This window comes from Achromobacter ruhlandii (assembly GCF_902859695.1).
Taxonomy (GTDB): domain Bacteria; phylum Pseudomonadota; class Gammaproteobacteria; order Burkholderiales; family Burkholderiaceae_B; genus Achromobacter; species Achromobacter ruhlandii.
The window spans coordinates 1-21201 of the sequence record NZ_CADIJL010000015.1 but is presented as its reverse complement, the minus strand read 5'-3'; the positions used below and the strand labels follow the sequence as shown (position 1 = coordinate 21201).

Genomic DNA, 21201 nt, shown 5'->3' with positions numbered 1-21201 from the left:
GGCTCAGCGCCCGCCCGCCGCCATCGCCGGCACGGCGCGCAAGGCGCCGCGCCGCGGCAGTTGCAGGGAAATGGCCGCGGCCAGCAGCAGCAAGGCGCCGGCCGCGCCGAATGCCACCCAATGGGTATGGAAGGTCTCGAAGGCCCAGCCGCCCAACCATGAACTGATCATGCCGCCGACCTGGTGGCCCAGGTAGGTCAGCCCGTACAGCACGCCCACCAGGCGCACGCCGTAGACGTCGGCCAGGATGGCCGACGACAGCGCGATGCTGCCGGCCCAGACCACGCCGCCGATGGTGGCGGCGGCATACAGTTCCCAATGCGCGCCGACCATCACCAGCGCGAAGAATCCCAGCCCGCGCACCAGATAGATGACGGCCAGGATGTTGCGCCGCTCGACCTGATCCGACATGCGGCCCAGCACCAGCGTGCTGAAGATCGCCACCAGGCCGATCAGGCCGATGCCCAGCGAACTGGTGGTGGCGTCAAAGCCGTGGTCCATCAGCATCGGCATGCCGTGGGTGCCCAGCAGGTTCATGCTGAAGCCACAGGCGAACAGGCCCAGCGCCACCTGCCAGAATGGCAGCGTGCGCACGGCGTCCTTGACGCGCGGCTCGGGGCCCTTGGCGGCGGGCCTGGCGCCGGATTTCTTTTCCACGATCTGGTGCGGCAACAGGTCGGTGTGCTCGGGCGCCTGGTCGCGCATCACGAACAGCGCCATCGGCACGGTCAGCAGCGCGAACAGCACGGCGAATGCCAGCAGGGTTTCTTGCCAGCCGACAGCGCCGATGGCGAAAGTGAGCGTGGGCGTCATCAGGGCGATGCCCGCCATGGACCCGGTGGACAGGAAGAACAGCGCCATGCCGCGCTGGCGCGTGAACCAGCGGCTGATGACGGGAGTGAGCGCCACCGGGCTGGTGAAGGCCAGGCCGATCGACAGGGCCACGCCGAAGGCCAGCAGGAATTCGATGGGGCCGCGCGCGAATACGGTCCAGATCGACGAGGCCACCACGATGGCGGTGCCGGTGAGCAGCACGAAGCGGGTGCCGCGGGTGCTGACCAGGTAGCCGGCCAGCGGCATGCCCAGACCGTAGCAAAGCATGCCGACCGCCACGATGCCCGACAGCAGGCTGCGCGAGAAACCCAGGCCGTCGGCCATGGGCAGGAAAAACGGGCCAATGCCCATGCGCAGGCCCACCGTGAGCAGCGTCAGCACGGTGGCCGCCCCGACAATGTTCCAGCCGAAATACCAGCCGCCCGATGCTTGCTTCTCCACTTGTCTGTCTCCTTGTGTGTTCTTGTCGCGCCGGGGCGCTTCGGTACACGGGCATCGGGGATGCGAGGAGACGGAAGCCGGCCGCCGGACGCGCCATATTACTCCCGGCTATATGCGGGCGGCGCGGCGGCGGTGGGCGAATGCGGCCCGCGCAACCTCGGCGCCAGCCTGGTGGTGGATCCGCTGGGCGTGGCGATCGCGCAGGCGGGCGAACAGGAGGCGCTGGTGTTCGCCGACCTGGATCCGGCGCGCATCGCGCATGCGCGCGACGTGCTGCCGGTGCTGAAGAACCGCCGCTTCGCGCGGCCCGAACTGGCCTGACCCGCCGGTTGGCGTGCCACCGCCCGGCGGCGGGCTATCTCAACACATTGCGCACGAAGCGCAGCGGCGTGTCGGCGTCGTTGCGATAGGAATACGGCTGCGCGCTGCTGTAGATGGCGAAGTCGTTGGCCCGCACCTGCTGCACGGCGCCCGAAAGCTCCAGCAGCAGCGTGCCCTCGATGACGTAGATCATTTCGTGCCAGCCTTGCGGGTCGGGCTCGGCCACGTAGGTCTCGCCCGGTCCCAGCGACCAGATCCAGAGCTGCGCCTCGCAACTGGCGGGCGCGGCGCCCAGCAGCACGGCCTGGCTGCCGGGGCGCTTGCCGCGCCAGGCGCGGGCCTCGATGCGGCGCCGTTCGCGCGCCGGATCGCTGACCAGGTCGACAAACCCCACATCCAGCGCCTGCGCCAGCTTGTCCAGGCTGGACAGGCTGATGTTGGCGTTGCCCGCTTCCAGGCCGGCGATCATGCGGCGGCTGATGCCGGAGGCATCGGCCAGCGCCGACTGGCTCAGGCCGGCCAGCTTGCGCAGCCGTTTCAGATTGGCCCCCACGTGCGTGAGGACATCACTGTCGGAATTGGTAATGTGCAGTATATTGCTCAAATTAGTGACACCTGAAGTCCGCCGTGAAATCCGAATCGATGTTTGCCTTGTCGCGCCAGGAAATCGCCCTGGTGCTGGTCACCATGCTGTGGGGAAGCACTTTCCTCATTATCCATATCGCCATGCAGCATAGCGGACCGCTGTTCTTCGTGGGCGTGCGGTTCACCCTGGCGGGGGTGGGGTCGATGCTGCTGTTCCGCCGGCACATGGCGGGGCTGACGCGGCGCGAGACCGGGGCGGGGGTGGCGATCGGCTGCGCCCTGTTCCTGGGGTATTACCTGCAGACCTACGGCCTGCGCACCATCACCAGCAGCCAGTCGGCCTTCATCACCGCGCTGTATGTGCCGATCGTGCCGTTGCTGCAATGGGCGGTGCTCAAGCGCCCGCCGGGCCTGATGAGCTGGGTCGGCGTGGCGCTGGCGTTCACCGGGCTGGTGCTGTTGGCCGGGCCCGAGGCGGGCACGCTGCATTTCAGTCCGGGCGAAGTCGCGACGCTGGCGGGCGCGGCGGCGATTGCCGCCGAGATCATTCTGATCGGCCATTTCGCCAGCTCGGTGGACAGCCGCCGTGTCACGGCGGTGCAGTTGCTGACCGCGGGGCTGGTGTCGTTCGCGCTGATGCCGCTGCTGGGCGAGGCCGTGCCGGCGTTCTCGTGGCGATGGGCCGGCGGGGCGATCGGGCTGGGCCTGGCCAGCGCGGTGATCCAGTTGACCATGAATTGGGCGCAGAAGTCGGTGTCGCCGACCCGCGCCACGGTGATCTATGCCGGCGAGCCGGTGTGGGGCGGCATCGTCGGCCGGCTGGCCGGGGAACGCCTGCCGGGCGTGGCGCTGGTGGGCGCGGCGCTGATCGTGGCCGGGGTCCTGGCCAGCGAGATCAAGTTCAAGCGCAAACCGAAGCCGCTGCCGCGCGAGGCCTGACCGCCGGACCTCAGTTTGCCCGTTCGAGGAAGGCCTGCAACGCCGGCACTGTGTTCAGCACGTGCTGGCGCATCGCCGCCTCGCAGCGGTCGGCGTCGCCGGTGAGCAGCGCGTCGATCAGTTCCTGGTGCGATTCGCGCACCCGCAGCACGCGTCCCGGCTGGGCGGCCCACAGGCGCATGTAGGGCTCGACCACCGAGTGCAGTTCGGAGATCTGCCGCAACAGGCGCGGCTGCTGGCAGAAACTGCAAAGGTATTCGTGGAAGTCGCGATGGGCGCTGGTCCAGTCCAGGTAATCGCCGGAGCCCTGTTCGAGCTGGTCCAGCATGTTGGCCAGGCGGCGGATGTGTTCGGCGCTCATGTGACGCACGGCGTTGCGCACGGCCAGCCCTTCGAGCACCGAGCGCATTTCGAAGACTTCGCGCATTTCCTGCTGGTTCAGGCCGCGCACCACGGCGCCGCGATTGGCGCGGATCTCGACCAGGCCCTCGGAGGCGAGCCGGCGCAGCGCGCCGCGCACCGGCATGCGGCTGGTGCCGATCTCGCTGGCGATGACCTCGGGCACCAGGCGATGGCCGGGCGGGTAGTTGCCCAGCCGGATTTCGCGCTGCAGGTGCTGGTAGGCCTCTTCTTCGGCGCTGACGGCTGTCTTCTGAAACTGCAGCATTCTCGTCCCCGGGGTTTTCAAAGCCGCCATGATAGATAAACGCAAAAATAACACAAATTGGATCCAGTGATCCATGGATGCAAATACCTATATTCGGATCGCCGGCGCTCGCGTCAAATCCGTGACTGGCGCGCCGACCTTGCGCGTCCGCCGGGACCGCAACGGGCGACAGACCCGCCTGGCGCTCCATCGATACAACGCATTCAAGGGGAATCCATGCCTTTCCGTCTCATCCGCGCCCTGGCGGGCGCCGCCGCCGTGGCCTTCGCCGCGCAAGCCGGCGCCCAGGCCACCGATTGGCCGCAGCATCCGGTGCGCATCGTGGTGCCGTTCCAGGCTGGTTCGGCCACCGACCTGATTTCGCGCCAGCTGGGCGCGGCGCTGTCGACCGAACTGGGCCAGCCCTTCGTGGTGGAGGCCCGCCCGGGCGCCGCCGCCGCGATCGGCAGCGCCTCGGTGGCGCGCTCGGCGCCCGATGGCTACACACTGCTGATGGGCGGCCCGGCCGCCGTCGTCACCAACCGCTTCCTGCAAAAGCGCCTGGCCTACGATCCGGACAAGTTCGAGCTGGTGTCGATGGTGGCGTACACGCCCAACATCCTGCTGGCCAATCCGCAGCAGCCGTTCAAGACCCTGCCCGAGATGATCGCGTACGCCCGCGCCAACCCCGGCAAGCTGACCTACGCCTCGTTCGGCACCGGCACCACCTCGCACATGGCGGGCGAAATGCTCAAGTCGGTGGCCGGCATCGACATCCTGCACGTGCCCTACAAGGGCGCCGGCGAAGCCATTCCGGCGCTGCTGAGCGGCCAGGTGACGATGTACTTCGACACCATCATGACCGGCCTGCCGCAGGTCAAGAGCGGCGCGCTGCTGGCGCTGGGCATGTCCAATTCGCAGCGCTCGTCGCTGGCGCCGGACATCCCCACCATCGCCGAGCAGGGCTATGCCGGCTACGACATCGCCCCCTGGTACGGGCTGGTGGCGCCGGAAGGCACGCCCGCGCCGATCCTGGACAAGCTCAACCGCGCCGTCAACAAGGTGCTGGCCGATCCCGCCTTGCGCGGTAAGCTGGCCGAAGCCGGCGCCGAGCCGCGCGGCGGCAGCCGCGAGGAATTCGCCGCCTTCATCAAGGCCGAGATTCCGCGCACCAAGCAGCTGATCGACCAGGCCGGCATCACCCCGCAGTAATTTTCCACAGAGTCTCCACGCCACCATGTCTTCTTCCTTCGATTGGTCTTTTCCGTACGCTTCCCGAAAAATGCCGGTGCTGGCCGCCAACGCGGTCGCGACCAGCCAGCCGCTGGCGGCGCAGGCCGGGCTGCGCATGCTGCTGGCCGGCGGCAACGCCGTGGACAGCGCCATCGCCACCGCCATCGCGCTGACCGTGGTCGAGCCCGTGATGAACGGCATCGGCGGCGACATGTTCGCGCTGGTGTGGCACGAAGGAAGACTGCATGGCCTGAACTCCAGCGGCTGCTCGCCGGCGGCGTGGACGCCGGCGTACTTCGCCGGCCGCGAGGCGATGCCGGGCACCGGCTGGGGCACGGTCACCGTGCCCGGCCAGGTGGCGGGCTGGAAGGCGCTGTCGGACCGCTTCGGCAAGCTGCCGTTCGCGCAGTTGTTCGAGCCCGCCATCGCCTACGCCGAGAACGGCTTCGCGGTCAGCCCGACGATCGCGCGCCAATGGGCCAACCAGGCGTCCAAGCTGGCGCAGGAGCCGGGCTTCGCGCAGGCCTTCCTGCCGCAAGGCCGCGCGCCGCAGGCGGGTGAATGGTGGCGCTTTCCGGACCAGGCGCGCACCCTGCGCGAGATCGCCGAGAGCGGCGGCGACAGCTTCTACCGCGGCGCGCTGGCCAACAGGATCGCCGATTTCGCCGCCCGCACCGGCGGCGCGCTGAGCGCGGCCGACCTGGACCAGCATCGCCCCGAGTGGGTCGAGCCGATCTCGCAATCGTTCCGCGGCTACCAGCTGCATGAAATCCCGCCCAGCGGCCAGGGCATCTCGGCGCTGATGGCGCTGGGCATGCTGGAGCAGTTCGACCTGGAATCGATGGGCCGCGACAGCGCCGATTACTACCACGTCAGCATCGAGGCCATGAAGCTGGCCTTCGCCGACCTGCATCACCACGTGGCCGATCCGCGCCACATGCGCACCGACGCCCGCGCCCTGCTCGACCCGGCCTACCTGGCCGAGCGCGCGCGGCTGATCTCGATGGATCGCGCCGCCGTGCCGGTGGCCGGCACGCCCGCCACCGGCGGCACGGTCTACCTGACCGCCGCCGACGCGGCCGGCACCATGGTGTCGTTCATCCAGTCCAACTACCACGGCTTCGGTTCGGGCGTGGTGGTGCCGGGCACCGGCATCAGCCTGCACAACCGCGGCCTGAACTTCGTGCTGACGCCCGGCCACGTCAATCAGGTGGCGCCGCGCAAGAAGCCGATGCACACCATCATCCCGGCCTTCGTCACCCGCGGCGGCGAGCCGGTGATGTCGTTCGGCGTGATGGGCGGCTCGATGCAGGCGCAGGGTCACCTGCAGATGATGACGCGGCTGGCGGCTTTCGGCCAGAATCCCCAGGCCATGAGCGACGCGCCGCGTTTCCGCGTGGAAAAGGGTCCGGTGGTGAACGTCGAATCGCACCTGCCCGCCGACGTGGTCGACGCGCTGCGCCAGCGCGGCCACAACGTGGCGGTGGCGCCGGTCGACAGCCTGGAGTTCGGTTCGGCGCAACTGATCCGCCGGCTGCCCCAGGGCGGCTATGTGGCGGCGTCCGATTCCCGCCGCGACGGTCAGGCGGTCGGTTTCTAGGCGCGCCGGGCGCGGCGGCGGAACACGCCGCCGGAAAGGGGCTTGATCGGTCATATGGCCGACGCCGGGCGCGGCGATACTGCCGTGCAGACTCAGCAAGGCCCCCCCATGAACCGAATCCTGTCCGCCGCGGCCCTGGCCGCCTCCCTGGCAATCCCGTCCGCCCTGCCCTGCCGCGCGCTGGCCGCGTTGCCGATGGCCGTGGACGGCCAGCCGTTGCCCTCGCTGGCGCCGATGCTCGAACGCGTGACGCCGGCGGTGGTCAACATTTCCGCCCAGGGCGACGGCGGGCAGGCGCCCGCCTTCGGCCCGGCCCGCGCCGGCGGACGCCAGAGCATCGGCTCGGGCGTGATCGTCGACGCGGCCCAGGGCAACATCCTGACCAATCACCATGTGGTGCGCGGCGCCACCTCCATCCGCGTGTCGCTGCAGGACGGCCGCAGCTTCACCGCGACGGTGGTCGGCAGCGATCCGGACACCGACCTGGCGGTGCTGCGCATTCCGCCCGACCGGCTGCAGGCCCTGACCCTGTCCGATTCCAGCGACTTGCGGGTGGGCGATTTCGTGGTCGCCATCGGCGACCCCTACGGCCTGGGGCAATCGGCCTCGTCGGGCATTGTGTCGGCGCTGGAGCGTTCCAGCCTGCGCGCGGCCGGCTACCAGAACTTCATCCAGACCGACGCCTCCATCAATCCGGGCAACTCGGGCGGCGCGCTGGTCAACCTGAACGGCGAGCTGGTCGGCATCAACACCATGATCTACACGCCCTCGGGCGGCAACGTCGGCATCGGTTTCGCGATTCCGTCGAACTTGGCGGGCGAGGTCATGCGCCAGCTGCTGCAGCACGGCCAGGTGCAACGCGGCGGCCTGGGACTGGACACCATCGACGTCACGCCGCGCAACGCGCGCCAGCTGGGCATGGCGCCCAACGCCACGGGGGTGGTGGTGGCGCGCGTGGCGGACGGCTCGCCGGCGCAACAGGCGGGGGTGCAGGCGCGCGACCTGATCGTGGCGCTGGATGGCAAGCCGATCGGCAGCAGCGCGCAACTGCGCAACGCCGAGGGCCTGCTGCCGGTGGGCAAGCAGGTGCGGCTGACGCTGTCGCGCGGCGGCCAGCGCTCGGAGGTGACGCTGCGCATCGAACCCGAGAAGAACGAGCGGCTGCACGGCGGTTCGCTGGATGCGCGCCTGAACGGCGTGGAATTCGCCGAGATCGGCCGCGAACAGCGCCTGAAGGGCAACGATGGCGTGGCGGTCAGCGCCACCTATCCCGAGCGCGGCGCGGTGGCGGCGCGGATGCAGCGCGGCGACGTCATCATCGGCGTCAACCAGCGCCCGGTCAGCCGGCTGGCCGACCTGCGCGGCCTGCTGGCCGGCGCCGCGCCGGGGCAGCCGCTGCTGCTGACGCTGGTGCGCGGCCGGGCGATGTATACCTTGCAGATCCAGTAGGCGCGTCGAACCGGTCGCCCGGAAGGCGGCGGCACGGGCGCCTGACGGCTCGCCCTGCCGGGCCCGCGGCGCGCCGAACCGGCGATAATGCTTGCCGCCCTGGATTCTCGCCGTCGCCGCCCATGTCCTTTCCCGCTCCCTCCCTCGCCCTCTGGGGCATTTCCGCCCTGGCGATCGTCGGCATCCTGCTGCGCCCGTGGAAGCTGCCCGAATACGTCTGGGCCGGCGGCGCCGCGCTGCTGCTGACGGCGACCGGGCTGATCCCGTGGCAGGCGGCGCTGGGCGCGGTCGGCAAGGGGCTGGACGTGTACCTGTTCCTGATCGGCATGATGGTGCTGGCCGAGCTGGCGCGCCAGCAGGGGCTGTTCGACTGGCTGGCGATGGTGGCGGCGCGCCATGCGCGCGGGTCGGCGCGGCGGCTGTTCGACCTGGTGTTCCTGGTGGGTATCCTGGTCACCGTCTTCCTGTCGAACGACGCCACCGCCGTGGTGCTGACACCGGCGGTGTACGCCGCGGCGCGGGCCGCCGGCGCGCGGCCGCTGCCCTACCTGTTCATCTGCGCATTCATCGCCAACGCCGCCAGCTTCGTGCTGCCGATCTCCAACCCCGCCAACCTGGTGGTGTACGGCAGCCAGATGCCGCCGCTGCTGGACTGGCTGCAACGCTTCACGCTGCCGTCGCTGGCGGCCATCGGCCTGACCTATCTGGCCCTGCGCTTCAGCCAGCGCGAGGCGCTGCGCCAGCCGCTGCGCACCGACATCGTGCCGCAACCGCTGGCCGCGGGCGCGCGCCTGACCGGCATCGGCATCCTGCTGACGGCGGCGGTGCTGATGCTGGCCTCGGCGCTGCACGCCGACCTGGGCCTGCCGACCTTCATCGCCGGGCTGGCCACCGCCGGCCTGATCCACCTGAAGCAGCGGCTCAGTCCGCTGCCGGTGCTGCGCCACGTGGCCTGGGGCGTGCTGCCGATGGTGGCCGGCCTGTTCGTGCTGGTCGAGGGCCTGGCGCTCAGCGGCGCCATCGACGCGCTGGCGCGGGCATTGCTGCGGCTGGCAGGCGACTCGGCCGGCGGCGCGCTGTGGGGCGCGGGCATCGTGGCGGCATTGGCCAGCAATGTCATCAACAACCTGCCGGCCGGGCTGATCGCCGGCTCGGTCGGCCAGATCGCCGACCTGCCGGCGCAGACCGCCGGCGCGCTGCTGATCGGCGTGGACCTGGGCCCCAACCTGTCGATCACCGGTTCGCTGGCGACGCTGCTGTGGCTGATCGCCGTGCGGCGCGAGGGCCAGCACGTCGGCGCGCTGCGCTTTCTCAAGCTGGGCGCGTGGGTGATGCCGCCGGCGCTGTTGGGCGCGCTGCTGATGCTGGCGCTGGCCGGCGGCTGACAGCGCGCGGCGGCGCCGCGCGCCGCTCCCGCGTGCCCTCGCCCGCCCTCTGGCGTACCCAGCGGCGCTCCGTCGCGACGGCGGCCCCGCGCGATGGCGGCGCCGCGCACAGGGGTCAAGACTGGGGCTGGGCCAGCAGCCGCTGGATCTCGGCCTCGGTCTCGGCATAGCGCCCCTCGCCGAAGTGGCGGTAGACGATGTTGCCGCCCTTGTCGATCAGGTAGAACGCGGGCCAGTACTGGTTGCGGTAGGCGTCCCAGGTCTTGTACTGGTTGTCCTGCGCCACCGGATATTCGATGCCGAAACGCTTGATGGCGTCCGCCACGTTCCGGGTGGTGCGCTCGAACGGGAATTCCGGCGTGTGCACGCCGACCACGACCAGGCCCTGGTCCTTGTACTTCTGGTTCCACTGCTTCACGTACGGCAGGGTATTGATGCAATTGATGCAGGTGTAGGTCCAGAAATCGACCAACACGACCTTGCCGCGCAGGCCGGCCAGGGTCAGCGGCTCGCTGTTGAGCCAGGTCTGGATGCCGGTGAATTCCGGCGCGGGCGCCGGCGCGGGCGCGGCGGCGTGCGCGGCGGCGCCGACCAGCAGGCCGGCCAGGACCAGTTTGGCGGAGATGAGGGCCCGGCGGGCCGGCAGACGGATGGATGGCATGGTGCGCTCCTTCAGGTTGCGTGTAAGCGGGTCACGGAAAGCGGTTACGGAAAGCGGTTACGGAAAGCGGTTACGGAAAGGCGGTAGCGGAAAGGCGGTTACGGAAAGGCGGTTACGGAAAAGCGAGTCAGGCAAGGCCGGTCAGGCAAGCCCGGGTGGGAACGACGGCTCAGGAAAACAGGCGGCTGATCCAGGCATAGGCCAGCACGTCGTACTGGAAATGGATGGCGACGGCCGAAGCCACCAGCAGCACGCCGAAGGCGCGCTGCAGGCGCACGGCGTGGCGGGCGATGGCGCCGACCCGGCGCGCGGCAAAGCCGCCGCCGTAGGCGATGGCCAGCATCGGGATGCCCGCGCCCAGCCCGTAGACGAGCAGCAGCAGGCTGGAATGGGCCAGGTTGTCGGCGCGCGCGGCCAGGATCAGGATCGAGGCCAGCACCGGGCCGGCACAGGGGGTCCAGACGGCGCCCAGCGACATGCCCAGCAGGAAGCCGCCGGCATTGCCCGAACCGCCTTTGTCGCCCAGGCCGATCACGCCTTGCAGCGGACCGCTCAAGCGCGCCGCGAGCCAGTCGTAGGGCCGCGGCCAGATGCGCGCCAGGCCGAACAGCGCCAGCGCCGCCACCGACACCAAACGCACCGCCTCGTGGGCCGACTCGACCGCGCCCGACAACAGGCTGAGCGCGATGCCCAGCCCGGAAAACGCCGCCACGAAGCCCAGCACAATGAACAGGGGACGCAGCCGGCCGCCGCGCTCGACCGCGCTGCCCAGCAGGATGGGCAGCAGCGGCAGCACGCAGGGCGAGGCCACCGTCAGCATGCCGGCGGCCAGGGCAAGGGGGGTGTCGATGAAGGTGGTCATGGCGCGGCGGTCCGTTTGTGTCTCGATGACCGCATTGGACGCGCGCCGGGTATCCGTCCTGTGCCCGGAAAGCGGGTTTTTACCCGGCTTTTGTATCGTGTCCGGCCCCGCATACACTACGACACACTTGGCGGCGCGAGCGGCGCTATAACCTGCCGGACACCCGTTGCCGGAGCCCGCGCATGAACACCGTTCCCCTTCCCCGCCCCCGCCCTTCCTGGCGGCGCCTGCTGGCCGTGCTGGCGCTGCTGGCCGGCGGCCTGGGCGCCGAAGCCGTCCAGCCCGGCCCCTGCCAGCTGATCGTCAAAAGCCAGGCGCGCCGCCGCGCGCAGCCCGCTGAGTAGAATGCGCCATGGACAATCCAGACCACATCCTGATCGTCGACGACGACCGCGAAATCCGCGAACTGGCCGGCAACTTCCTCAAGAAGAACGGCCTGAATGTCACCCTGGCCGCCGACGGCCGGCAGATGCGCACGCTGCTCGAAACGCTGACCGTCGACCTGATCGTGCTGGACATCATGATGCCCGGCGACGACGGCCTGGTGCTGTGCCGCGAACTGCGCGCCGGCAAGCACCGGCGCACCCCGATCCTGCTGCTGACCGCGCGCGACGAGGACATGGACCGCGTGCTGGGACTGGAGATGGGCGCCGACGACTACCTGGTCAAGCCGTTCGTGGCGCGCGAGCTGCTGGCGCGGATCAAGGCGATCCTGCGCCGCACCCGCATGCTGCCGCCCAACTTCCAGGTCACCGAGCCGGGCCGCGCCGTGCGTTTCGGCGACTGGACGCTGGACACGACCGCGCGCCACCTGGTCGACGCCGAAGGCACCATCGTGTCGCTCAGCGGCGCCGAGTACCGGCTGCTGCGCGTGTTCCTGGACCACCCGCAGCGGGTGCTGAACCGCGACCAGCTGCTGAACCTGACGCAGGGCCGCGACGCCGATTTCTTCGGCCGCTCGATCGACCTGCTGGTCAGCCGACTGCGCCAGCGGCTGCGCGAGGACGCGCGCGAGCCGATGTACATCAAGACCGTGCGCAGCGAAGGCTACGTGTTCGCCGCGCAGGTCGACGTGTCCGAGGCGACGTAGATGGCCACGCTGGTTCCGGCGCTGCGCCGCTGGCCGCGCACCCTGGCGAGCCGGCTGTTCCTGATCTTCCTGGTGGGCCTGGTGCTGGCGCACGGGCTGTCGTTCGGGCTGCAGTTCTACGAACGCTACCAGTCCGCCAAGAGCGTCATGCTCGACAACCTGGAGCGCGACGTGGTGGTGGCGCTGGCGATCCTGAACCGCCTGCCGGCCGACGAACGCGCGGCCTGGCTGCCGCGCCTGAGCGGCAACAACCGTCAATACCTGCTCGGCCCCGGCGACATCGACCGCCCGCTGCAGACGCCCGCCGCCGAGGCGGTGCGCGACTCGATCCAGGCGGCGCTGGGCAACGCCTACCCGCTGGCGTTCGGCACCGTCGGCGACGATCCCAAGCACATCCAGGCGCGCGCCACGCTGGCCGATGGCCAGGCGGTCACGCTCGACATCCACATGACCGTGATGCCGCTGGCGATGTGGCTGCCGGTGGTGCTGCTGGCGCAACTGGCGCTGCTGATCCTGTGCGCCTGGCTGGCGGTGCGGCTGGCGATCCGCCCGCTGACGCGGCTGGCCAGCGCGGCCGACGCGATGAGCCCCGACCGCCGCAGCCCGCGCCTGGCCGAGGACGGGCCGGCCGAAGTGGCGCAGGCCTCGGCCGCCTTCAACGCCATGCAGGACCGCATCGCCGCGCACCTGGCCGAGCGCATGCAGATCCTGGGCGCGATTTCGCACGACCTGCAGACGCCGATCACGCGCATGAAGCTGCGCTCGGAATTCATGGACGATTCGGCCGACCGCGACAAGCTGGCGCATGACCTGCAAGAAGTCGAACAATTGGTGCGCGACGGCCTGGCCTACGCGCGCAGCGCTGGCGCGGCCACCGAGCCGCCGGCGCGCATCGACCTGGACGCGTTCCTGGACAGCCTGGTGTGCGACTACACCGACATCGGCAAGCCGGTGACGCTGCAAGGACACTGCCCCGGCCCCTGGCAGACACGCCCGCGCGCGCTGCGGCGCATCCTCGGCAACCTGATCGACAACGCGCTGAAATTCGGCGGCGCCGCCGAGGTCGAGGTCGGCGCCGCCGACGATGGCCGCGGCGTGTCGATCCGCGTACTGGACCGCGGCCCCGGCATTCCCGAGCAGGAATTGCAGGCGGTGCTGCAGCCGTTCTACCGGCTGGAAGGCTCGCGCAACCGCGACAGCGGCGGCACCGGCCTGGGGCTGGCGATCGCGCGGCAACTGGCCGATGTGATCGACGGCGAACTGCGGCTGCGCAACCGCGAGGGCGGCGGGCTGGAGGCGCAAGTGCTGTTGCGGCCCGGCGCCTGAGCCCGGGCGCCGGACGGCGCATCGACGCGCCCTGCGCCCGCCCGCCCCAATTCCCGGCTGCACGAAAAACGCCCCGCGAAGTGTCATCGCGGGGCGTTGCGCTTGGCGTTGGGGGGATTCAGACGATCGCCAGTTCCACATCGATGTTGCCCCGGATCGCCCCCGAGTAGGGGCAGGTCTGGTGCGCGGTGTCGACCAGTTGGCGCCGCTGTTCGTCCGACAGTCCCGGCAGCGAAATGTTCAGCCTGACCGCCAGCGCGTAGCGCGCGCCGCCGTCGGTCTTGCCCAGCGACACCTCGGCATCGACCGCCACGTCGCGCGGCACGGCGATGCCGAGCTTGGCGCCGGCCAGTTGCATGGCGCCGATGAAGCAGGCGGAATAGCCGATGCCGAACAGTTGCTCGGGGTTGGTGCCGGGCCGGCCCGAGCCCGGCGGGCTGAGCGGCAGCAGCAGCGCGCCGTCGTCGCTGCGGCCGGCGCCGTCGCGGCCCCCGGTGGTGTGGGTATGGGCGGTGTACAGCACGGTTTCCAGCGCTTGGGACATGATGGCTCCTGGTGTCGGAATTGAGGAACCCGCATTGCACCAAGGCGCTGTATCCCGCCTGTGTCGCAAGACCGCCGCTTTTGCGTCGTACTGTATCCCGCGCCCGTGCCGGCGGCGGCGCGCGCCTCAGGCCGGCGCGGCAGGCGCGGCGGCGTCGTCCGGCGCCAGCAGCGTGAAGGCGTCCGGTCCCGCCCGCCGCGCCATCGCGTCGAGGATGCGCTGGACCAGTTCTGGCACCAGCGGGTGCGGCGGCTGGCCGGCCAGCGTGGCCATGCCCACGCAGTAGTCGATGCGCGGCCGGAACGGCCGGCAGGCGATGCCCATGTCCAGGCACAGGCGCGCGAACAGGCCGTTGACGATCGACACGCCGATGCCCTGCGCGGCCAGGCGGCAGGCCATTTCCACCGAATGCACCTCGGCCTTGATCTGCGGCATCATGCGGCCCTGTCGGAACGCCTGGTCGATCTGCAGGCGCAGCGATCGCTGCCGGCCCAGCAGCACCAGGTCGACGCCGATCAGGTCGGCCGGGCCGATCTCGTCCAGCGCCTCCAACGGATGGCCGGGCGGCATGATGCAGACCGCCTCGGTCGCCAGCCGCCGCATCATCGACAGACCCGAATTCATGGGCGGCGAACGCACCAGCGCCAGGTCGGCCTCGCGCCCCAGCACCGCCACTTCGCTGGTTTCATAGGTGCCCACCAGCACTTCCAGCGCGACGTCGGGGTGATCGACCAGGAACGACTCGACCACGGCGGGCATGACCGACTGCGCCACCGTGCTGGGCAACTGCACGCGGATCAGCGTGCGCCGCTGTCCGCCCAGCCGCAACTGGTTGACGTGGCGCTGCAGCGACTCGGCGTCCGAGATCATGTTCTGCACGTCGGGCAGCAGCGATTCGGCCTCGGCGGTGGGATGCAGGCGGCCCTTGCGGCGCACGAACAGCGGCACGCCCAGGTCGGTCTCGAACTGGCTCAGCAGGCGGCTGACGGCCGGCTGCGACGAGCCCAGCCGCTGCGCGGCCTCGATGGTCGAGCCGGTGGTCATGAAGGCGAGAAACGCCTCTAGCTGCTTGAAGTTCATCCTGTCCCGCAAGGTCCGAAATGCCAGCCCCGCGCGGCGAATCGACGCGCGGGGCCTAGGGTTAACACCAAATTTCTCGTCATTCACATAGCCATATGCCGCCTTCGCATACGGTTGCCAGCCGGGCGCGATGGATCGAACATTCCGCCCATCCGGATTCTCGCCATTCACGAATCCGCAATCAATACGCGATATCGCCGATATTGTCCGGCAAGGAGCCCCATCAATGCGCGCCGTTCCGTTCCCCGCTTCCTGTCGCCGCGAGGCGCCATGACCGCGTTCATTATCCGCCGGCTGTGCCAGAGCCTGGTGATCCTGGCGCTGACCTCGCTGATCGTGTTCGCCGGCGTCTACGCCATCGGCGACCCGATCGAGATCCTGGTGCCGGCCGACGCCACGCAGGCCGAGATCGCGCAGGCGGTGCAGTCGCTGGGCCTGGACCTGCCGCTGTACCAGCAGTACCTGAAGTTCGTCGGCAACGCGCTGCACGGCGACCTGGGCAACTCGTTCGTCTTCAACCAGCCCGCCATCCAGTTGATCCTGCAACGCCTGCCGGCCACGCTGGAGCTGGCCTGCGTGGCGCTGCCGAACAAGAAGACCGCGGGCAACCTGCAGTTGGCGGGCTCGTACGATTTCGAGTGGATCAAGCTGCACGGCACCTACGGCAACCTGCGCAACGCCAACACCGGCCCGTCCGCGGGCTACGACCGCGTCAATTCGTACATCGCCGGCGTCAGCGTGCCGACCGGCAAGGTGGGCACGCTGATGGCGTCGTACCAGCGCGCCACGGGGTCTGACATCACCGGCTGGGCCCTGGGCTACCAGTATGACCTGTCCCGGCGCACCAACCTGTACGCCTACGTCAACCGCCTGGATATCCGCGAATCGCACACGCTGCAGACGTCGGTCGGCATCCGTCACATGTTCTGACGCGGCGGCGCGGGCCCCCCCGCGCTTGGCCGCCGGGCGCGCGCCCTCGGGGCTCACAGGAAAGCGCGCGTGCCCCACCAGCCGGGCAACAGCAGCGCGGCCGCCCACAGGAAGGCCGAAGCCCAATTGGCAATCTGGAATGCGGCGGGGCGCATGCCGCAGATGCCGGCGATCATCGGCACGGTGGCGCGCAGCGGACCGAAGAAGCGGCACAGCACGATGCTGAGCACGCCCCACTTCTGGATGAACAGGGTGCTGCGATGCAGGAGCGCGGGGCGTTTGCGCAGGGGCCTGGACCGCATCAGGCCGGGTCCGAACCACACTCCGCACGCGTACTGCACCCAGTCGCCGAGCGCGGCGCCCACCGCGATCGCCAGCCAGACCGGCACGAAAGCGCTGTCGCCCAGCCCCAGGATCGCGCCGATCGACAGCAGCAGCGCCGTGCCGGGAATCACCAGCGCCACCAGCGGCAGCGACTTCAGGAACGCGAACGCGAAGCCCAGCGGCGCCAGCCAATCGGCGTGGGTCCGGGCGAAATCGACCAGGGTTTCCTGCAGCGAGTGGAAAGTCTCGAACAACATGCGGCGTCAGCACCAGGCAGGCATCAGGGCCATATTACGGCCTGGGGCTCAGACGATCACATCGCGCAGGCCGCGCGGGCGCCGGCGCAACAGGCCAGCCAGCCGCTCCAGCGCCTGCGCCAGGGCGGCGCGCTCGGGAATGCTGCCCAGCGAGATGCGGATGGCGTTGGGCGCGCCCATGCCCAGGTGGAAGGCTTCCGAGGAAGTCACGCTCAGGCCTTCGTCGCGCGCGACCCGCTCCAGGTCGACGGCGGTCCAGCGGTCGGGCAGGGGCTGCCACAGATGGATGCCCGCCTCCGCTTCGGGAAACGGCCCCGGCAGCAACCGGCGCGCCAGTTGCTGGCGCGCCTGGGCCTCGGCGCGTACGCCGTCCAGGATCTGCCGCGCCGTGCCGCTGGCGATCCATTGCGTGGTCAGCACCCCCATCAGCGGCGCGGCCATCACGGCGAACGAACGCATCGCCGCCAGCACGTTGCGGCGGCTGTCCTGGTCGGGACTCAGCACGAACGCGGTGCGCAGTCCCGGCGTCAGCGTCTTGGCCAGCGTGGCGATGTAGAACACCGAGGCCGGCGCCAGGCTGGCCAGCGCCGGCGGCGCGCCGTCCAGGAACAGCGAATAGGGATCATCCTCGATGATGCGGGCGCCACAGGCCACGGCCGCGCGCACCAGGTCGCGGCGGCGCGCCGCGCTCATGGTGTGGGCGGTGGGGTTCTGCAACGTGGGATTCAGGTAGACCAGCCGGCCGCCCTCGCGGCAGGCGCGCTCCAGGCCGGCGGGGGTCATGCCGTCGGCATCGGTCTCGGCCACCAGCACGCGGCGGCCCAGTTGCCGCGCGGCGGTCAGGAGACCCGGGTACACCAGCGGCTCGGCGACGATGCCGTCGCCCGGCTGGCTGTAGGCCAGCATCACCGCGGCCAGCGCGGCCTGCGCGCCGGGACACACCAGCACGCGGTCCGGATCGACCCGCTCGACCGACTGCGACAGCCATTGCGCGCCGGCCTCGCGCTCGGCGGGACCGCCGCCGGCCTGGTGGTAGGTCATCATCACGCCGACGTCATGACGCTCCATGGCCTTGGCCAAACCGCGCCGCAGCAGGTCCTGCAGATCGCAGCCCAGCGGCAGCGGCGGCATGTTCATGCCCAGGTCCAGCATCTGTTGCAGCGGCTGTTCCGCCGGCCGCGCGATGAAGGTGCCCAGCGGCCCGCGCGCCTCGATCAGGCCGCGTTCGCCGGCCTCGGCGTAGGCGCGCGTCACCGTGGTCAGGTCCACGCCCAGGTGCTGGGCCAGCCGCCGCTGCGGCGGCAGGCGATCGCCCGGCTGCATGCGGTTGGCGGCCACGGCGCCTTCGATGAAATCGGCGATCTGGCGATAGCGCGGGCCACCGCCACGCACGAAGCGCAAGGGCCAGGACGCAGACATGTCGTCGTGATGCATGGAGTTTATGGCGGCAACATGCCGCAATGCATGGGTCGGGTGAATCGAGCAGTATGGCAACAAACTCGATTTCAGTCCATACATCAAGGATCTTGTACGGGCTTTCGCGGGCCGTCCCGCTCGTCGCGACGCCGTCGGCGAACTGGCGCCACCCATCCCTGCCGCGGGCGGAGATTGCGGCAAGGCCTGCGCCGGCCACACGCCAGCCCTGCGCCGGCCGCACGCCCGGCGCGGGTGGCCGGCCGGCTTGCGCGGCATAATCGGGCTGAACAAGATCATGCGCCCGCTCTTCTCCATCCCATGCGACCCGACCTGAACCTGCTGTACGCGCTGCAAGCCCTGCTGGAGGAAGGCAGCGTGGTCGGCGCCGCGCGCCGCATGAACCTGAGCGCGCCAGCCATGAGCCGCACCCTGGCCCGCATCCGCGAAACCACCGGCGACCCGATCTTCGTGCAGTCCGGCCGCACGCTGGTGCCGACGCCGCGCGCCATGCAATTGCGCGACCAGATCCGCGACGCGATCGAGCAGGCCTGCGGCGCGCTCGCGCCCGGCGAGCAGGTCGACCTGAAGCGTCTGGACACGCGCTTCAATGTGCGCGCCAACGACATCTTCATCGGCATCTACGCGGGCCGCCTGCTGGATGCGCTGCAGAACGACATGCCGCGCGCCACGCTGCGCTTCATGCCCGAGGAAGACGATATCGACGACGAGTCGCTGCGCGCCGGCCGCGTCGACCTGTTCATCAGCGCCGCGCGTCCGCTGGGCCACGAGATCCGCGTGCAGCCGCTGTTCACGACCCGCATGGTCGGCGTGGCCTGTGAAGACCATCCCTTGTTCAAGGACGAGATCAGCGCGCGGCGCGTGGCGCGCTGGGGCCACATCAGCGTCTCGCGCCGCGGCAAGACGCAAGGCCCGATCGACGACGCGCTGGCGCAACAGGGCCTGGACCGGCAGGTCACCCTGACCGTGCCCACGCCCAGCGCGGCGCTGCTGGCCCTGCACGGCTCCGACCTGATCCTGCCGCTGCCCGAACAACTGGCGCGCGCCGCCGCCCGCATGGGCATGCGGATCCGCCTGTTCGATCTGCCGCTGGCGCTGGAACCGGTGCTCATCACGCAGGCCTGGCACCCGCGCTACCAGCACGCTCCCGCGCACCAGTGGCTGCGCCGCACCATCCGCGCCCTGACCGAGGACGCGCGCGACGCCGACGAATTGCCGCGCTGACCGCGCCGCGCGCCGACCGTGCGCGCCACGCACGCCTGACGTGCGAACTCTCGACTTCTCCGCGCCCGGAGCCGCTCCTAGACTGGCTTATCGCAAGCATTCCGGAGCGCACCGTCCATGTCCCAAGCCCCGTCCGTCGTCGCGGACGCCCCGTCCTCCCGGCACGGTCGCGCGCTGGCCCTGCTGGCGCGGCTGGACCTGATCACTCCCCGCGGCGCCTACATCGCCCGCTCGACCGCCGCCGCCCTGCTGGCGCTGGGCGTGGCCTACCTGCTGGAACTGGAGATGCCGTTCTCGGCCGCCTCCACCGTGCTGCTGGTGATCAATCCGGTGCAGGGCGCCGTCATCGGCAAGGGCGCCTGGCGCATCATCGGCACACTGGTCGGCATGCTGGCGGCCGTGGCATTGATGGCCGTGGCCGGCCAGATGCCGCTGCTGTTCATCCTGGGCTTCGGCGCCTGGCTCGGGCTGTGCGTCGGCGCCATGACGCTGCTGCGCCATTTCCGCGCGTCGGGCGCGGTGGTGGCCGGCTACACCATCGGCCTGGCCACCTACGGCGCCATGGGCCACCCCGAGCACACCTTCGAGCACGTCATGGGACGCGGCGCCACCGTGATGGTCGGCGCCGTCTGCCTGGGCCTGGTCAGCAGCCTGTTCAGCGCCCGCACCCTGCGCGCCCGGCTGCATGCGCAATACCAGCGGCTTGCCGCCGGCGTGGCCGGCGCGATCGCGCGCCAGCAGCACGCCGCGCCCGTCGAGGCGCAATCCGCACGGCAGGACGTGATCGCCGAGGTATACGGCGTGGACGACGTGCTGGCCGCCGGCAAGGCCGAGTCCGAAGACCTGGCGCAACGCGCCGCCGCCATCCGCAACGGCATGGCGGCGCTGTTCGGGGCTTTGGTGGGCGGCGCCGCGCCGACCGGCGACCACGCGCGCTGCCCGGCCCTGGCGGCGTTGCGGACGCCGTTGCAACAGGCCTGGGACGGGGCGGCCCAGGCGTTGCGGCAGGGCGACGCGGCGCGCGCGGCGGGCCTGCTGCGCCAGGCCCGCCGGCAATTGGCGGAACCGCTGCCCATCCCCGATCGCGCGGACGCGCGGCACAAGGCCGCGCTGCTGATCGCCGCCGACCGGCTGCGCGAACAAGTGGACGCCTACCTGGTGGCGCTGGACGGCCTGGCGGCCCTGTCGACGCCGCGGCCGCCGGCGGCGGGCGCGCCCGTACGCTTCCATCGTGACTATGCCGGCGCGCTGCGCAACGGCCTGCGCTCGATGAGCGCCATCGTGCTTGCCGGCCTGTTCTGGCTGTACACCGGCTGGCCGCAAGGCGACATGATGCTGCTGGTGCTGGGGCCCTACTGCGCGCTGCTGGCCACCGCCGGCGACCCGCCGGCCGGCGCCCGCGCCTTTCTCCGCGGCACACTGTACGCGGTGCCGGCCGCCTGGCTCTGCGCCTTCGGCGTGCTGCCGCGCCTGGACGGCTTCCCGCTGCTGGCGCTGACGCTGGCGCTGTTCTGGCTGCCGGGCATCTATGCCACCAGCGCCCCCGCGACGGCGTTGACGGGACTGGCCTACCTGGTGGCCTTCAACACGCTGGCCGCGGCCGACAACCCCATGCACTACGCGCTGCAAGACTTTGCCAATTACGCCGTGGCGTGGGTGCTGGCGACCGCCTTCGCGTTGCTGTGCTTCCGCCTGATCCTGCCGCGCGATGCCCATCGCGACGCGCTGCGCCTGCGCCACGCCATCCGCGACGACGCGCTGGCGCTGCTGCGCGGCAAACGGCCCGGCCAGCGCGGCTGGCAGCAACGCCAGCAACATCGCCTGGCGCAGTTGGGCGCCATGCTCAAGGGCCGGCCCGAGACCCTGACCGTCGCCCTGGCGCAAAGCCTGGCGGCGATCCATCTCGGCCGAGAAGTGCTGCGCGTCCAGCGGCTGCTGGCGAGCCGCGCGCTGCCCGCCGACGGCGCCCGCCTGGCGCAGCGGGCGCTGGAGCGCCTGGCCCAAGGCGACGCGCCGGCCACGCGGCGGGCCTTGCA

General features: G+C 70.6%; 20 protein-coding genes and 1 pseudogene. 12 read left to right on the top strand and 9 right to left on the bottom strand.

Annotated elements, in window-relative coordinates; genetic code table 11:
• Positions 1-3: 3 nt before the first annotated feature.
• The gene (locus HV742_RS18450; RefSeq protein WP_054417706.1) at positions 4-1275 is read right to left on the bottom strand and encodes an MFS transporter; all 1272 of its coding nucleotides are present in this window, start codon (positions 1273-1275) and stop codon (positions 4-6) included.
• A gap of 126 nt (positions 1276-1401) precedes the next feature.
• Between HV742_RS18450 and HV742_RS18445 the strand changes: the two are divergent.
• A pseudogene (locus tag HV742_RS18445) lies at positions 1402-1596 on the top strand (hydrolase); the annotation flags it as partial.
• A 34-nt stretch (positions 1597-1630) separates the two neighbouring features.
• Here the strand turns inward: HV742_RS18445 and HV742_RS18440 are convergent.
• Entirely contained in the window at positions 1631-2200 is a 570-nt protein-coding gene (locus HV742_RS18440; protein WP_063580397.1) for a helix-turn-helix domain-containing protein, read from the bottom strand.
• Positions 2201-2238: 38 nt separating this feature from the next.
• Here HV742_RS18440 and HV742_RS18435 point away from each other — a divergent pair, with 38 nt between their 5' ends.
• A complete protein-coding gene (locus tag HV742_RS18435; RefSeq protein WP_175146128.1) occupies positions 2239-3120 on the top strand; it encodes a DMT family transporter in 882 nt (293 codons plus the stop codon).
• A 10-nt stretch (positions 3121-3130) separates the two neighbouring features.
• On the opposite strand, the gene HV742_RS18430 is transcribed toward HV742_RS18435, so the two are convergent.
• On the bottom strand, positions 3131-3787 hold the full coding sequence (locus tag HV742_RS18430) for a GntR family transcriptional regulator (RefSeq protein ID WP_049072824.1): 657 nt from the start codon (positions 3785-3787) through the stop codon (positions 3131-3133).
• 216 nt (positions 3788-4003) lie between these two features.
• Here HV742_RS18430 and HV742_RS18425 point away from each other — a divergent pair, with 216 nt between their 5' ends.
• The 4 genes from HV742_RS18425 to HV742_RS18410 all read left to right on the top strand — a co-directional run bounded on the left by HV742_RS18425 (position 4004) and on the right by HV742_RS18410 (position 9433).
• Positions 4004-4978: a Bug family tripartite tricarboxylate transporter substrate binding protein gene (locus tag HV742_RS18425; protein WP_049072823.1), complete on the top strand. Its 975-nt coding sequence runs from the start codon at positions 4004-4006 to the stop codon at positions 4976-4978.
• A 25-nt stretch (positions 4979-5003) separates the two neighbouring features.
• Positions 5004-6599, top strand: coding sequence for a gamma-glutamyltransferase (ggt, locus tag HV742_RS18420; protein WP_054417703.1), 1596 nt, complete (start codon positions 5004-5006; stop codon positions 6597-6599).
• Between the two features lie 108 nt (positions 6600-6707).
• Positions 6708-8048 (top strand): trypsin-like peptidase domain-containing protein, encoded by a 1341-nt coding sequence (locus tag HV742_RS18415; RefSeq protein ID WP_064527300.1) that lies wholly within the window; start codon positions 6708-6710, stop codon positions 8046-8048.
• 122 nt (positions 8049-8170) lie between these two features.
• Complete coding sequence (locus HV742_RS18410; RefSeq protein WP_049072821.1) at positions 8171-9433, top strand: arsenic transporter; 1263 nt, start codon at positions 8171-8173, stop codon at positions 9431-9433.
• A 115-nt stretch (positions 9434-9548) separates the two neighbouring features.
• Here the strand turns inward: HV742_RS18410 and HV742_RS18405 are convergent, their stop codons facing one another.
• Positions 9549-10094, bottom strand: a complete 546-nt coding sequence (locus HV742_RS18405) for a thioredoxin family protein (protein WP_100508524.1) — start codon at positions 10092-10094, stop codon at positions 9549-9551.
• Positions 10095-10263: 169 nt separating this feature from the next.
• Entirely contained in the window at positions 10264-10956 is a 693-nt protein-coding gene (locus HV742_RS18400; RefSeq protein ID WP_175146083.1) for a cytochrome c biogenesis CcdA family protein, read from the bottom strand.
• 182 nt (positions 10957-11138) lie between these two features.
• Between HV742_RS18400 and HV742_RS18395 the strand changes: the two genes are divergently transcribed.
• The 3 genes from HV742_RS18395 to HV742_RS18385 are packed head-to-tail and all read left to right on the top strand — an operon-like array spanning position 11139 to position 13372.
• Complete coding sequence (locus HV742_RS18395; RefSeq protein WP_175146082.1) at positions 11139-11300, top strand: hypothetical protein; 162 nt, start codon at positions 11139-11141, stop codon at positions 11298-11300.
• Positions 11301-11308: 8 nt separating this feature from the next.
• Positions 11309-12046, top strand: a complete 738-nt coding sequence (locus tag HV742_RS18390) for a response regulator (protein ID WP_049072819.1) — start codon at positions 11309-11311, stop codon at positions 12044-12046.
• The gene (locus HV742_RS18385) at positions 12047-13372 is read left to right on the top strand and encodes an ATP-binding protein (RefSeq protein ID WP_175146081.1); all 1326 of its coding nucleotides are present in this window, start codon (positions 12047-12049) and stop codon (positions 13370-13372) included.
• A 118-nt stretch (positions 13373-13490) separates the two neighbouring features.
• On the opposite strand, the gene HV742_RS18380 is transcribed toward HV742_RS18385, so the two are convergent.
• Both HV742_RS18380 and HV742_RS18375 read right to left on the bottom strand, forming a co-directional pair.
• A complete protein-coding gene (locus tag HV742_RS18380; protein WP_049072817.1) occupies positions 13491-13916 on the bottom strand; it encodes an organic hydroperoxide resistance protein in 426 nt (141 codons plus the stop codon).
• A 126-nt stretch (positions 13917-14042) separates the two neighbouring features.
• Positions 14043-14996, bottom strand: a complete 954-nt coding sequence (locus HV742_RS18375; protein WP_175146080.1) for a LysR family transcriptional regulator — start codon at positions 14994-14996, stop codon at positions 14043-14045.
• A 270-nt stretch (positions 14997-15266) separates the two neighbouring features.
• Between HV742_RS18375 and HV742_RS32295 the strand changes: the two genes are divergently transcribed.
• A complete protein-coding gene (locus tag HV742_RS32295; protein WP_254601176.1) occupies positions 15267-15926 on the top strand; it encodes a porin in 660 nt (219 codons plus the stop codon).
• 53 nt (positions 15927-15979) lie between these two features.
• Here HV742_RS32295 and HV742_RS18360 read toward each other — a convergent pair whose 3' ends face one another.
• Both HV742_RS18360 and HV742_RS18355 read right to left on the bottom strand, forming a co-directional pair.
• Positions 15980-16507 (bottom strand): DedA family protein, encoded by a 528-nt coding sequence (locus HV742_RS18360; RefSeq protein WP_063569071.1) that lies wholly within the window; start codon positions 16505-16507, stop codon positions 15980-15982.
• Positions 16508-16555: 48 nt separating this feature from the next.
• Positions 16556-17926, bottom strand: coding sequence for an aminotransferase-like domain-containing protein (locus HV742_RS18355; RefSeq protein ID WP_254601174.1), 1371 nt, complete (start codon positions 17924-17926; stop codon positions 16556-16558).
• A 315-nt stretch (positions 17927-18241) separates the two neighbouring features.
• Here HV742_RS18355 and HV742_RS18350 point away from each other — a divergent pair, with 315 nt between their 5' ends.
• Both HV742_RS18350 and HV742_RS18345 read left to right on the top strand, forming a co-directional pair.
• Positions 18242-19165 carry a LysR family transcriptional regulator gene (locus tag HV742_RS18350; protein WP_049072807.1) on the top strand — a complete coding sequence of 308 codons (924 nt, stop codon included), beginning with the start codon at positions 18242-18244 and terminating at the stop codon, positions 19163-19165.
• 117 nt (positions 19166-19282) lie between these two features.
• On the top strand, positions 19283-21201 hold a 1919-nt coding region (locus HV742_RS18345; RefSeq protein WP_175146078.1), incomplete at its 3' end, for an FUSC family protein.